14 protein-coding genes are annotated in these 12983 nt (G+C 63.2%); 4 read left to right on the top strand and 10 right to left on the bottom strand.

The genetic code is table 11. The features are described from left to right. Window positions 1-82 precede the first annotated feature (82 nt). From KY495_RS03560 to KY495_RS03515, 10 genes are all read right to left on the bottom strand, one after another. The gene (locus tag KY495_RS03560) at window positions 83-466 is read right to left on the bottom strand and encodes an SgcJ/EcaC family oxidoreductase (protein WP_219882386.1); all 384 of its coding nucleotides are present in this window, start codon (window positions 464-466) and stop codon (window positions 83-85) included. Next, a complete protein-coding gene (locus KY495_RS03555) occupies window positions 463-849 on the bottom strand; it encodes a VOC family protein (protein ID WP_219882385.1) in 387 nt (128 codons plus the stop codon). Before KY495_RS03555 ends, KY495_RS03560 begins: the two co-directional genes overlap by 4 nt. An 11-nt stretch (window positions 850-860) precedes the next feature. Beyond that, a complete protein-coding gene (locus KY495_RS03550; RefSeq protein WP_219882384.1) occupies window positions 861-1286 on the bottom strand; it encodes a VOC family protein in 426 nt (141 codons plus the stop codon). 123 nt (window positions 1287-1409) lie between these two features. Beyond that, window positions 1410-2186: a LytTR family DNA-binding domain-containing protein gene (locus tag KY495_RS03545; RefSeq protein ID WP_219882383.1), complete on the bottom strand. Its 777-nt coding sequence runs from the start codon at window positions 2184-2186 to the stop codon at window positions 1410-1412. After that, window positions 2183-3076: a sensor histidine kinase gene (locus KY495_RS03540; protein WP_219882382.1), complete on the bottom strand. Its 894-nt coding sequence runs from the start codon at window positions 3074-3076 to the stop codon at window positions 2183-2185. The genes KY495_RS03545 and KY495_RS03540 overlap by 4 nt, the downstream gene beginning before the upstream one ends. 3 nt (window positions 3077-3079) lie before the next feature. Further along, entirely contained in the window at window positions 3080-3364 is a 285-nt protein-coding gene (locus tag KY495_RS03535; protein WP_219882381.1) for a hypothetical protein, read from the bottom strand. Between the two features lie 123 nt (window positions 3365-3487). Next, entirely contained in the window at window positions 3488-4231 is a 744-nt protein-coding gene (locus KY495_RS03530; RefSeq protein ID WP_229518488.1) for a carbon-nitrogen hydrolase family protein, read from the bottom strand. After that, window positions 4228-4785, bottom strand: coding sequence for a GNAT family N-acetyltransferase (locus KY495_RS03525; protein ID WP_219882380.1), 558 nt, complete (start codon window positions 4783-4785; stop codon window positions 4228-4230). The genes KY495_RS03530 and KY495_RS03525 overlap by 4 nt, the downstream gene beginning before the upstream one ends. A 386-nt stretch (window positions 4786-5171) precedes the next feature. Continuing rightward, window positions 5172-5834, bottom strand: a complete 663-nt coding sequence (locus tag KY495_RS03520; RefSeq protein ID WP_219882379.1) for a TetR/AcrR family transcriptional regulator — start codon at window positions 5832-5834, stop codon at window positions 5172-5174. Window positions 5835-5842: 8 nt separating this feature from the next. Next, entirely contained in the window at window positions 5843-7273 is a 1431-nt protein-coding gene (locus KY495_RS03515; RefSeq protein WP_219882378.1) for a PLP-dependent aminotransferase family protein, read from the bottom strand. A gap of 175 nt (window positions 7274-7448) precedes the next feature. Between KY495_RS03515 and KY495_RS03510 the strand changes: the two genes are divergently transcribed. From KY495_RS03510 to preA, 4 genes are read left to right on the top strand one after another with little or no spacing between them, the layout of a single operon-like run. Next, the gene (locus tag KY495_RS03510) at window positions 7449-8765 is read left to right on the top strand and encodes an aspartate aminotransferase family protein (protein WP_219882377.1); all 1317 of its coding nucleotides are present in this window, start codon (window positions 7449-7451) and stop codon (window positions 8763-8765) included. Window positions 8766-8767: 2 nt separating this feature from the next. After that, window positions 8768-10270 (top strand): CoA-acylating methylmalonate-semialdehyde dehydrogenase, encoded by a 1503-nt coding sequence (locus KY495_RS03505; protein WP_219882376.1) that lies wholly within the window; start codon window positions 8768-8770, stop codon window positions 10268-10270. Window positions 10271-10328: 58 nt separating this feature from the next. Continuing rightward, on the top strand, window positions 10329-11696 hold the full coding sequence (locus KY495_RS03500) for an NAD(P)-dependent oxidoreductase (protein ID WP_219882375.1): 1368 nt from the start codon (window positions 10329-10331) through the stop codon (window positions 11694-11696). Beyond that, window positions 11696-12976: an NAD-dependent dihydropyrimidine dehydrogenase subunit PreA gene (preA, locus tag KY495_RS03495; protein ID WP_219882374.1), complete on the top strand. Its 1281-nt coding sequence runs from the start codon at window positions 11696-11698 to the stop codon at window positions 12974-12976. Before KY495_RS03500 ends, preA begins: the two co-directional genes overlap by 1 nt. The last annotated feature ends 7 nt before the right edge of the window (window positions 12977-12983 follow it).

The following is a 12983-nucleotide window of genomic DNA, read 5'->3' as shown; positions in this document are numbered from 1 at the left end:
GCAGCATCCGCGTCAACAGCATCAGCCCGGGCCTTATCGAGACGCCGATCTACGGCAAGCTCAAACATGGCGACCCTGTAAGCTACGCCAGCATGTTGGCGTCGCGCGTCACATGCCAGGTGCCGGCGGCATCCTTGCGCAAGATGGTCAGCGTGTGCCCGGTGCGGCGCAGCGGCAGCTTGCCATGTTTGGACACAATCGTCACTTCCAGCGTGGAGCGACAGTAAGCCATGTCACCTTCGATCTCGATTTCATCGATCTCGCTGTTCGATTCGACCACGTTGTCGTTCAATACGTGGCGCAAGGTGTCGGCAAACGCCTGGTGCCCCTGCATGGGGGGCTGGCCGGCAGTAAGGAAGATGGCATCGGGCGCCATCAGCGCCAGAACCTCGTCGATGTTGCCGTCGTGCGTGGCCTGCAGCCAGCGTGCGATCAGCGCGCGGATAGCTTGTTCGTCGGCGCTCATGCGGCCTCCGGGTCCGATTGCATCACGCCGAAGATATTGCCGTCCGGGTCTTTGAGATAGGCCAGCCAGCCGATGCCCGGCACCGGCATCCTGGGCAGCGCCACCGAGCCGCCGGACGCCGTGGCCTTGTCGACCACCGGGTCGAGCTGGTCGACGTCGACCGTGATCACAAAGGCGTTGATGGCAGCGGTGGCATGCGGCAGGTCGCCGCGGCGCGGCATCAGGCCGCCATTGATGCCGCGCTGGTCATCGGCACCGGTCTGGATCATCCAGTATTCGCCGCCTTCCCACCGGTTGAAGGTCCAGCCAAACAGGCCGCTGTAAAAATCGATCAGGGTCTGCGGGTTGGAGGCATGGATTTCAAAGTGCACTGCGCGTGACATTGGGTTCCTTTCTAGGCGAATGGATCGTAGCTGCCGACCGACCAGATGTGACCTTCCTGGTCGCGGCACGTGAAGCCGCGCCCGCCGTAATCTTCGTCCTTGATCTCGATCAGGATTGCCATGCCGGCGCGCTTGACGCGTTCGTACACGGCATCGGGATCGGGAACGACGGCATACACGCTTTGCGTTTGCGTTTGCCCGGCCGTCGGGGCGTCCATCAGCCGACCGAACGGGGTCTGGTGCTGGACCGAGCCAAGCATGAGCATGCCGTTGCCGAGTGCCAGCTCGGCATGATGCACGGTATTGTTCTCGCCCGGTATCACAACTTTCTCGGTGAAGCCAAATACCTCGCACAAGGTCGCGATGGCGGCCGGCGCGTCGCGGTAGATCAGGCAGGGGATGAGGGTGGATCTGATGCCGTTGTTCACTGAAGACATTTTCACGCTCCCGATGAGATTGGACGGCCACCACGGCCAGTGTCAATCATACATCGTGCGGTGCACGGGGGGCGCCCCGGACCGCGTCACCGGGCCGGTTTGTGCAGTGGCGTCGTCTTCCGGCTACATTTGCTGGAACAGGTGGGCGTGATTGCGGCTTACTTCCAGTGCGGTAGGGAAATTACGGACTCTGAGCATCTGGCGCCCGCGTTCGTCCCGCGTCACTTCAGCAATCGCGTCCACCCGCACCAGCGTTGAGCGGTGGATGCGCCAGAACTCGTCCGGGTCGAGTTCGTCGGCCAGTTCCTTGAGCGTTTTACGGATCAGCATTTCAGCCTGCATGGTCTGCACCAGCGTATATTTATCGTCCGACTGGAAGAACAGGATTTCCCTGGTGCTGATCATGCGCAGGCTGTTGCCCACCTGGGCCTGGATCCAGCGCAGATAGCGCGGTGTCACCGCCGGGCCGTGCTGCAGCAGTTTGGTCAGTTCATCGAGCTTGCCGCCAATATCCTCGCGCGGCGCTGCCAGGCGCTGGCGCAGCCGCTGGCAGGTCGTGGCCAGGCGCTCGGCCGACACGGGCTTGAGCAGATAATCCATGGCGCCGTGCTCGAAGGCGTCGACCGCGTACTGGTCGTAGGCGGTGACGAACACGATGTGGCAGTGGCTGTGCAGGTGGCGCGCCGCCTCGATGCCGCTCTGGCCAGGCATGCGGATATCCAGGAACACGATATCGGGCTGGAGCTGCCTGGACATCGTGACCGCATCGAGGCCATTCGATGCTTCGCCCATGATCTCGAGCTCCGGCCACACGTCGCGCAGACGGGCGCGCAGCTGGTCGCGCATGGGGGCCTCGTCATCAACGATCAGGGCGCGTACCGGTGTCGTGGCAGTAGTCATGATGTTTTTTCCTGCATGGAGAAGGGGACGCGAATGGTGGCCAGCGCCCCGCCGTCCATGGGCGCCTCGATGATCAGCTCCGCGCGCTCGTCGAACAGCAGGCGCAGGCGCTCGCGGATATTGGCCAGGCCTACGCCATCATTGGCGTGCATATTGAAGCCCACGCCATTGTCGCGCACACTGACATACAGGCTGGTGTCGATCAGGCGCGCCGTCACGGTAATGCGGCCCCCTTCAATCTTCGGTTCCAGGCCGTGCTTGATGGCGTTTTCGATCAGGGTGACGAGCATCATGGGTGGAAAGGGCGCCTGCTCCAGGTAGTCCGGCACATCGAAGCATACTTCCAGCCGCTCCTTCATGCGCGCCTGCATGATGGCCAGATAAGCGCGCGACAGCTGCACCTGGCGGCCCAGCGTGCCGCCGCCGGACGAGCGCATTTGCGGCAGCGTCGCGCGCAGGTAATCAATCAGATGCATGTGGACCCTGGCCGCTTCGGCCGGATTGGTCTCGATCAGCTGACCGATCAGGGCCAGGGTATTGAACAGAAAGTGGGGCTCGACCTGGGCCTGCAGGGTGGCCATCTGGGCTTCGAGCAGGCGGCGTTCCAGCGTTGCCACGCCGGCTTCGTCGGTCGCCACCCGGGCCGCCAGTTCGGCCTTGCGCTTGCCGCCGGCGAGCGTCTTGACGCCGATGGAAATGAGTGCGAACGAGATGGCCGGCTCGGTCACCTGGAACATCGCGCCTACCAGCACCGCGAGAGCGCAGGTGATATTGAGCTTGCGCCACTCGACCACGGCCAGCCAGTCAAAAAAATTCCACCACAGGACCCGCGCCTCGCCGACCACGTCGCGCAGCAGGTCCATGAATTTATTGATCTGGCTGGCCTGCACGATTTACAGTTCCTTGTCGTCGGTGGCGCGGTACGGGGTTGGCGCGCCGCGTTCGCGCCGCTCGGCCAGCGAGCTGGCGATCAGCTTGATCAGCATGAACGTCACGAACAGGAACAGGGCCAAGGGCAGGATGGTCACGGCAAACGCAATCAGCAGGCAGGCCACAGCCAGCGCCGGCCACGACATGGTCGCCACCGCGTCTGCGCCGTAGCGTGCGGCGCGCGAGAGGGCGCGGCCGATTTCCTGCAGCGTTGCGTAGAAATTGGTGAAAGCGGTATTGTGCGTCATGGTGTTCTCCGGTGGGTTTGTCGATGGAGTCACTGTACCAAGCAGCAACTGGCGTTGCCATGGCCATACGACGAACGGTCGGTTTCGGGGGTTATGCGGTAGCTGGCGGGGGCCAGTGGTGCGTCAGGTTGCCACCGCGATGACGGCGCCGTTGTCCTCGTCGCCCGTCACCAGGCACTCGCCCTGGCCGGGCGCCTGCACCAGCAATTGCCCGTCTGGCAACCAGATGCTGCTGCGGCCTGCGCAATCAAAGGCGCCGGTGCGGCGCGCGTGATTGGCAAACAGGATACCCATGCTGAACAGGCTCGCATAGTGCCTGAGGGTGGCCAGCTCCTGTTCAATGCCGCCAGGGGTGACGACCGAACCTGCCGCATAAATTGTCGCCCCGGCCATTACGGCGGCGTGCGGGTGGCGCTGGTCTCTGACATCGTAGCAGACCGCCAGGGCCACGGGGACCGCCCGCACATCGATCACCTGGCTGATGGCGCTGCCCGGCGCGGCGTAGCGCTCCTCGTCCTGATACAGGAAGTGCTTGCGGTAGGTGCTGGTGTGGCCGCCGGGGTGGAAGGCGATCACGCCAATATGCGGCTTGCCCGCGGCGCTGGCCAGGGGTGCGCCCACCACGATGGTCATGCCGTGGCAGGCAGCTGCGGCGCGGATATCGGCAAAGCGCGGATCATCGGGCGTTACCGCCAGCTCGGCCAGCTGCTGCGGCAGATAACCGGTGAGGGAGAGTTCGGGGAACACCAGCAAGCCGGTCTTCGCCTGGGCGGCAGCTTCGATGAACAGCAGGTGACGCGCGAGGTTGGCGGCGATGTCGCCATCGACCGAATGCGACTGCGCCGCTGCGATACGCAGACCGCTCATGCGCGTGCATCCCAGTCGCGCCGCAGCAGGCCGTAGAAAGCGGTGTCGCACACTTCGCCATTGACGATCCAGCGCTCGCGCATGTAGCCCTCGCGCGCAAAGGCCATCTTCTCCAGCAGCTGGCGCGAAGCCGTGTTGCGCGGGTCGATATCGGCTTCGATGCGGTTCAGATCGAGCGCGCCGAAGGCATGGCCGATGAAGGCCTCCATTGCCTCGCTCAGGTAGCCGCAGCGCCAGTGAGCGCGGGCCAGGGCGTAGCCGATATCGGCGCGCCGGTTCGATTGCTGGATGCGATACAGGCTGATGACACCCACCAGCGCGCCGCTATCCTTGAGCGTGATGGCCAGGCGCAGGTTCTCGTTGCCCTGGTAGTGCTCGAGTGACTCGCGAATCGACGCTTCGGCCTCGGCCAGCGCCGCCCAGGGCGGAGTACTCCAGTAGCGGGTCACTTCCGCGTCTGAAAAAATGGCATACAGGCCAGGCGCATCGGCCAGGGTCAGCTGGCGCAGGATCAGCCTGGGCGTGTCAATGGGCGTGGAATCGAAGCCTGGCATATACAAGACGTGGTCGGGTTGCTATTGCCGGAAAGCATACACGATGTGGCAAGGCGCGGTGACTGAATTGCCCCCGTGGTGCCCATCAAAAAAGCCGGCAGCGACCGGAACTTTCTCATTTTATTTCCATAAACCAGGGTCAGACCACTTTTTGTCTATACAACTTTCCGCCTCACTCGCGGTTAAGATTCTGTCGCAGGCTGGCCAGGAAATCGCCGACAAATTTGGCCGGAAGAAGGGGTATTACGCCTCGCAGCGGTACCACTTATGACGCGGAACAATTGATTTTGCGCGGTTTAAGTGGTCTGACCCCGCCGTGGGGAAATTGATTTTGGTCGGTTTAAGTGGTCTGACCCCGCCTGTAGGAAATTGTTTTGAAGGCTGAATTATGCGGCCGGGAGCGCTACAGCTGCCAGGACCATGTTGGTGATCATGTTCTCTGCATCATCAAAGTCCTTTTTCGACAATTGCTTGCGATTAAGTACCAGGGCCATCTGGGTCGCGAAGTCGGCGTAGGACTGGGTCATCGCCCAGATGGCGAACAGCAGGTGGGTGGCGTTCACCTGGCCGATCCTGCCTTCGCCGATCCAGCGCTCGAATACGTCGATGTCCTTGCGCAGCAGCGGCACCACGCGCTTCTGGATCTGCTCTCCATACAGCTGCGCGCCGCTGATCACTTCCATGGCATACACGCGCGACGCCCACGGCTGCTCGCGCGAAAAGCGCAGCTTGGCCTGGATGTAGGCCCGTAACACGTCACGCGGCTCGCGCTCCGGGTCGGCCAGGCTGTCCATGCGTTCAAGCCAGTCATCGAGCACGCCGTCGAGCACCCGTTGGTACAGCGCCTGCTTGGTGGGGAAGTAGTACATCAGGTTCTGCTTGGACAACCCCGTATTCTCGGCCACGGTGGCAATCGACGCGCCTTCATAGCCCGCTTCGGCAAACACGCGCACCGCTTCGGCGAGGATGTCGGCTTCGAGCTTGTCGCGATTTTGCATCCGCCGCTGCGATGCGGTGCGCGCTTCGGTATCGTTTCCGGAAGTAGCCATGGTCTCTTTCAGCGTAGCGTTTGCAGGAAGGCAGTCAGCGCCGGGGCATCGGCGGCGTATGCGGCATTGAAGCGGAACCAGACGGTGGACGGCTCCCTCAGCGAAAAGAATTCGCCCGGCGAAAGCAGGATGCCGGCCGCCAGCGCGCGGTCCGCCGCCAGCTTGCCATTGAGCGAAGCGCCCGGCGCCTGCGCCCAGCCGGCGCTGACGAACATGCCGCCGCGCGGCCGCGCCAATGGCATCATGCCCGCTTCCTCGAGCCGCTCGATGGTGCGCTCGCGCGCGCTGGATAACTGGTCGACCAGGCGTTCGACCATCTTGCGATAGGGGCGCGCCGAGATGGCGTGGTACACGGCGCGCTCGTTGATTTCGGAGGTGGTCAGGCCGGTGAGCATTTTCACGCGCAGCAGTTCCGGCGCCAGCGAATTGGAGCAGCTGATGGAACCCACCCGCAGCACCGGCGACAGGGTCTTGGAAAAGCTGCCCACCCGGATCACGCGGCGCAGGCCGTCCATGGCCGCCAGCGACGCTTCGCCGCGCGCGGCCAGCTCGCGGTAGATATCGTCTTCCACCAGCCAGAAATCGAATTGCTCGGCCAGTGCCAGCAGCCGGTGCGCCTGCGCCTGCGACAGCGAGGTGCCGAGCGGATTGTGCAGCACCGTGTTGACGAACATGAGTTTGGGCTGGGTGGCTGCAGCTTGGCGCGCGAGCATGTCCATGTCCAGCCCATGTTCACCGCGCGCGATGCCCACCGGGATGCAGCCGTGGTGGCGCACCAGCGAGATCAGGTTGCTGTAGCCCGGGTCTTCCACCAGCACGGTGTCGCCCGGCTTGGTGAGCGTGCGCAGGATGAGGTCAAAGGCATGCGTGGCGCCGTTGGTGAGCATGATCTGGTCGGCGCCGACCTGGAACAGTTCCGCCGACAGGCTGGTGGCCATATGCTGGCGCAGGGTGGGAAACCCCAGCGGATGACCGTAGCCGCGCAGGCGGTTGGCCGGTATCTTCATGGCGTGGCGCACCGCGTCGAGGATGGTGGTCTCGCCATACCATTCAGGCGGCAGCCAGCCGGCGCCCACCGGCAGGGCATCGGATACGCCCGAATACAGGTCCGGCGCAAGCGCGTCGATGGCAACCGGCGTGGCCTGCAGCGCAACGGGCATGGGCGCCGCCGTCACCTCACTGCGGGCCACGTAAAAACCCGAGCCGCGGCGTGATGACAGCAGGCCAAGGGTGAGCAGGCGGTCGTAGGATTCGACCACGGTGAAGGTGCTCACGCCATTACACTTTGCGAAACGTCTAACGGAAGGCATTTTGGTGCCGACCCGCAGCGAACGCCTGTTTACCATGTCGCTGATGGCTGCCACAATCTGATCAACCAAGCTGCCGCGCTTGCCGCGATCGATCTCCAGGACCGGCCACAGCGCCTCATTCTGATCCATAAAACCATCCTCCTGCGAGTACCTCACCAAACTGTATTGTTTGCGCCACCGATACGGTTGGCGAGTTTTGCAGTTTGTGTATATGTGCCATAGTTGTACTGCTGACTATTATTGCATCATCATTTTGCCAACTGGTAAATTATTTTTTTGCCGGTAAAAATCATTGGAGAGTTTCATGCACGAGGCAAAACCCGACTCAATGGCATCGTTCTGGATGCCATTTACGAACAATCGCGACTACAAGACCAACCCCCGTCTGCTCGTTTCCGCCGAAGGGATGTATTACAAGGATGTGGACGGCCGCTCCGTGCTCGATGGCACCGCCGGCTTGTGGTGCGTCCCTTGCGGCCACAATCAGCCCAAAATCATCGAGGCCGTGCGCCAGATGGTGGGCCAGCTCGACTTTGCGCCCACTTTCCAGATGGGGCATCCGGCTGCGTTCAACCTGGCCGAAAAGCTCATGGAATACACGGGCCACAAATTCGGCCACGTGTTCTACACCAACTCCGGCTCCGAAGCCGTGGACACGGCACTGAAGATGGCGCTGGCGTACCACCGCGCACGCGGCGAGGCGGGGCGTACGCGCCTGATCGGCCGCGAGCGCGGCTATCATGGCGTGGGCTTCGGCGGCATTTCGGTCGGCGGCATCGGCGGCAACCGCCGCACCTTCGGCCCCCTGCTGCCCGGGGTAGACCACCTGCCGCACACGCACAACCTCGAAAAGAATGCGTTCACCCGCGGCGAGCCGGAATACGGCGCGCACCTGGCCGATGACCTGGAGCGCATCGTCGCGCTGCACGACGCATCGACCATTGCCGCCGTCATCGTCGAGCCGGTGGCCGGTTCCACCGGTGTGCTCATTCCCCCCAAGGGCTACCTCAAGCGCCTGCGCGAGCTGTGCACCAAGCATGGCATCCTGCTTATTTTCGACGAGGTCATCACCGGCTTCGGGCGCCTTACCACCCCGTTCGCGTTCGACTACTTTGACGTGGAACCGGACATGGTCACGGTGGCCAAGGGCTTGACCAACGCCACGGTGCCAATGGGCGCCGTGTTCACCAAAAAGCACATTCACGATACCTTCATGGACGGCCCGGCCGGCATTGAACTGTTCCATGGCTATACCTATTCAGGCCATCCGCTGGCCTGCGCCGCGGCACTGGCGACCATCGAGGTATTCCAGGAGCAGGACATCCTGACCCACGCGGCGTCGATGCAGCAGTACTGGGCAGATGCTGTCCATTCGCTCAAGGGTCTGCCGCATGTGATCGACATCCGCACCATTGGCCTGATCGCCGGCATCGAGCTGCAGCCCATCGACGGCAAGCCCGGCGCGCGCGCTTTCAGCGCCTTCAAGCAGGCCTTTGCCGACGGTATCCTGATTCGCACCACCGGCGACATCATCGCCCTGTCGCCACCGCTGGTGCTTGAAAAAGCGCACATCGACGAGTTGTTCGGCAAGCTTGCCACCGTACTGAAGAACCTGGACTAATCATGAGCAATCTCGAAACGATCTCGCATTACATCAACGGCGCCCTGGTCGACACGGCCAGCGGCCGCTACGCCGACGTGTTCAACCCGGCCCAAGGCGTGCCGTGTGCCCGGGTGGCGCTGGGCACGGCCGAAGAAGTCGACACCGCCGTCGCCGCAGCAGCCGCAGCTTTCCCGGCCTGGTCGGCCACGCCGCCATTGACGCGCGCGCGCGTGCTGTTCAAGTATCTGCAGCTGTGCCAGGAGCATACGGACGAATTTGCGGCCATGCTCACGCGCGAACATGGCAAGACCTTCAGCGATGCACAGGGCGAGGTCGCACGCGGGATCGAGATGGTGGAATTCGCCGTCGGCATTCCACATCTGCTCAAGGGCGAATTCACCGACCAGATTTCGCGCGGTATCGACGCCTGGTCCATGCGCCAGGCGCTCGGTGTGGTGGCTGGCATCACGCCGTTTAACTTCCCGGTGATGGTGCCCATGTGGATGTTCCCGGTCGCTATCGCCTGCGGCAATACCTTCGTGCTCAAGCCGTCCGAGCGTGATCCTTCGGCCTCGCTGCTGCACGCAAAGCTGCTCAAGGATGCCGGCCTGCCGGACGGCGTGTTCAATGTGGTCCAGGGCGACAAGGTGACCGTGGACGCGCTGCTCGAACACCGCGATGTGCAGGCCATCAGCTTTGTCGGCTCCACGCCAATCGCTCAATACATCTACTCGCGCGGCACCGCCAACGGCAAGCGCGTGCAGGCCCTGGGCGGCGCCAAGAACCACATGGTGGTGATGCCGGACGCCGACATGGACATGGCGGTGGATGCGCTGATCGGGGCCGCTTTCGGTTCTGCGGGCGAGCGCTGCATGGCCATTTCGGTCGTGGTGGCGGTGGGCGACTCAGGCGACAAGCTCATTGGCGCGCTGGCCGAACGCACGGCCGCCCTCAAGATCGCCGACGGCATGGCGGCCGATGCCGAAATGGGGCCCGTGGTGACGGCGGCGGCCAAGCAGCGCATTGAAAAACTGATTGGCGAAGGGGTGGAGCAGGGCGCGACCCTGGTGGTCGATGGGCGTGAGTGCAAGGTGGCCGGCTGCGAGAACGGCTTCTTCGTGGGCGGCACGCTGTTTGACCACGTCACGCCCGACATGACGATCTACAAGGAAGAGATCTTTGGACCGGTGCTGTGCGTGGTGCGCGCGCCGGACGTGGCCACCGCAGTCAACCTGATCAACGCCAACGAGTACGGCAACGGGGTGGCGATCTACACCCGCGACGGCGGCACCGCGCGCGAGTTCGTGCGCCAGATCCAGGTCGGCATGGTGGGGGTGAATGTGCCGCTGCCGGTGCCGATGGCATTCAACAGTTTTGGCGGATGGAAGCGCAGCCTGTTTGGCGACCATCACGCCTACGGCCCTGAAGGCGTGCGGTTCTACACGCGCCACAAGGCGGTGATGCAGCGCTGGCCCAATACGGCCAGCGCGGGCGTGGAATTCGCGTTCCCGCAGATGAAATAATATTTCACGCAGCAGTAGTGGATGACATAAAAAACCATAACAGGACCCTGGAACGCACATGATTGAATCACTCAAACACCTGCCGCAGGCGCGTGGATCGAACAGTGAACTGGCCGAGCACTTCACCGACCTGGCGCCGCCGCTCACCGAGCGCCGGGCCGCCATTGAAGCGGCGCGCTGCCTGTACTGCTACGACGCGCCGTGCACCCGCATCTGCCCCACCGAGATCGACGTGGCAAGCTTCATCCGCAACATCCACGACCAGAACATCAACGGCGCGGCGGCGGGCATCCTGAAGGCAAACATCTTTGGTGGCGCCTGCGCGCGCGTGTGCCCCACCGAGATCCTGTGTGAAGACGCCTGCGTGCGCAATCATGATGAAGAAGGGCAGCCGGTCAAAATCGGCCTGCTGCAGCGCTATGCGCTCGACAACGCGCGCTTTGCCGCGCACCCGTTCGAGCGCGCGCCGGCCACCGGAAAGACCATCGCGGTGGTCGGTGCCGGTCCGGCTGGCCTGTCGTGCGCGCACCGGCTGGCGATGCTGGGCAACGACGTGGTGGTGTTCGAGGCGCGTCAAAAGTCCGGCGGACTCAATGAATACGGGATTGCCAAGTACAAGCTGCCTGGCGACTTTGCGCAGCAGGAAGTGGCGTTCCTGCTTTCCATTGGCGGCATCGAGGTGCGCCATGGCCACACGCTGGGTGTGAACCTTCATCTTCAGGACCTGCATGCCCGGTACGATGCCGTGTTCCTGGGTCTGGGCCTGAATGCGAGCCGCCAGCTTGGCCTGACCGGCGAAGATGCGCCGGGACTGATGGCAGCGGTGGACTACATCGCACATCTACGCCAGGCGAGCGACCTGGCATCGCTGCCGGTGCCGCGCCGCGCCATCGTGATCGGGGCCGGCAATACGGCCATCGACATGGCGGTGCAGATCAAGCGCATGGGGGCAGAAGACGTGACGCTGGTCTACCGCCGCGGTTACGAATCCATGACTGCAACGCATCACGAGCAGGATATCGCCAAGATGAACCAGGTGCGCATCAAAACCTGGGCCGCGCCGCTCGACGTGCTGCTGGACGACGCCGGCCGCGTATGCGGCATGCGTTTTGAAGAGACGCGCATGATCGACGGCCGCCTGACCGGCATGGGCAGCTTTATCGAGATCGCGGCCGATGCGGTGTTCAAGGCCATTGGCCAGAGCATGGATGCGGTGGGCCTGTCGGACGAGATGGCGCGTCACATCACCCGCAGCGGCGACAAGATCAACGTCGACGGCCACTTCCGCACGGCGCTGCCAGGCATCTATGCGGGGGGCGACTGCGTGGCACCCGGGCAGGACCTGACGGTGCAGGCGGTGCAGCACGGGAAGCTGGCGGCAATCGCCATTCATAACGATATCCAATCCACAGTGGGGGCTGCATAATGGCTGACCTGAGCATCGACTTTTGCGGCATCAAATCGCCCAACCCCTTCTGGCTGGCCTCCGCGCCGCCGACCGACAAGGCCTACAACGTGGTGCGCGCTTTTGAGGCGGGTTGGGGCGGCGTGGTGTGGAAAACGCTGGGCGAGGATCCACCGGCGGTCAATGTGTCCTCGCGCTACTCCGCGCACTACGGCAAGAACCGCGAAGTGCTCGGCTTTAATAACATTGAGCTGATCACCGACCGCAGCCTCGAAATCAACCTGATGGAGATCACCCAGGTCAAGCGCGACTGGCCGGACCGCGCCATGATCGTGTCGCTCATGCTGCCATGCGAGGAAAAGCTGTGGGCCGAGATTTTGCCCAAGGTGGAGGCGACCGGCGCCGATGGAATCGAGCTCAATTTCGGCTGCCCGCACGGCATGCCGGAGCGGGGCATGGGCGCGGCAGTTGGCCAGGTGCCCGAGTATGTGCAAATGGTCACGGCGTGGTGCAAGAAGCATTCGCGCCTGCCCGTCATCGTCAAGCTCACGCCCAACATCACCGACGTGCGGGCACCGGCGCGCGCGGCCCTGGCCGGTGGTGCCGATGCGGTCTCGCTGATCAATACCATCAATTCCATCACCCACCTGGATCTGGATCGCATGGTGGCGTTCCCGGTGGTAGGCAATGCCAGCACCCACGGTGGCTATTGCGGCTCGGCCGTCAAGCCCATCGCCTTGAACATGGTGGCCGAGATTGCGCGCGACCCGGTCACGGCGGGGTTGCCGATTTCCGGCATTGGCGGCATTGGCAACTGGCGCGACGCGGCCGAATTCATCGCCCTGGGCGCCGGTTCGGTGCAGGTGTGTACCGCCGCCATGCTGCATGGCTTTCGGATCGTGCAGGAGATGAAGGATGGCCTGTCGCGCTGGATGGACGAGAAGGGCTACCAGAGCATTGCGGAATTTTCGCGCAAGGCCGTACCCAACACCACCGACTGGAAATACCTGGACATGAACTATGCCGTCATTGCGCAGATCGACCAGGACAAGTGCATCAAGTGCGGCAAATGCTACGTCGCCTGCGAAGACACCTCGCACCAGTCGATCGCGCAGCTGATCGATGCGGCCAGCGGCGTGCGCACCTATGAAGTCATCAAATCGGAGTGCGTCGGCTGCAACCTGTGCGAGATTACCTGCCCGGTGGAGGCGTGCATTACCATGGTGCCGCAACAGACAGGCAAAAATTACATGAACTGGACCCAGGATCCGCGCAATCCGCGAGCTGAAGTGGTAGGCTGAGGCCAGT

This window comes from Massilia sp. PAMC28688 (assembly GCF_019443445.1).
In the GTDB taxonomy this organism is placed as follows: domain Bacteria; phylum Pseudomonadota; class Gammaproteobacteria; order Burkholderiales; family Burkholderiaceae_D; genus Telluria_A.
Note: the sequence above shows the minus strand (reverse complement) of the source record. Positions and strands in the feature narration are given on the sequence as shown.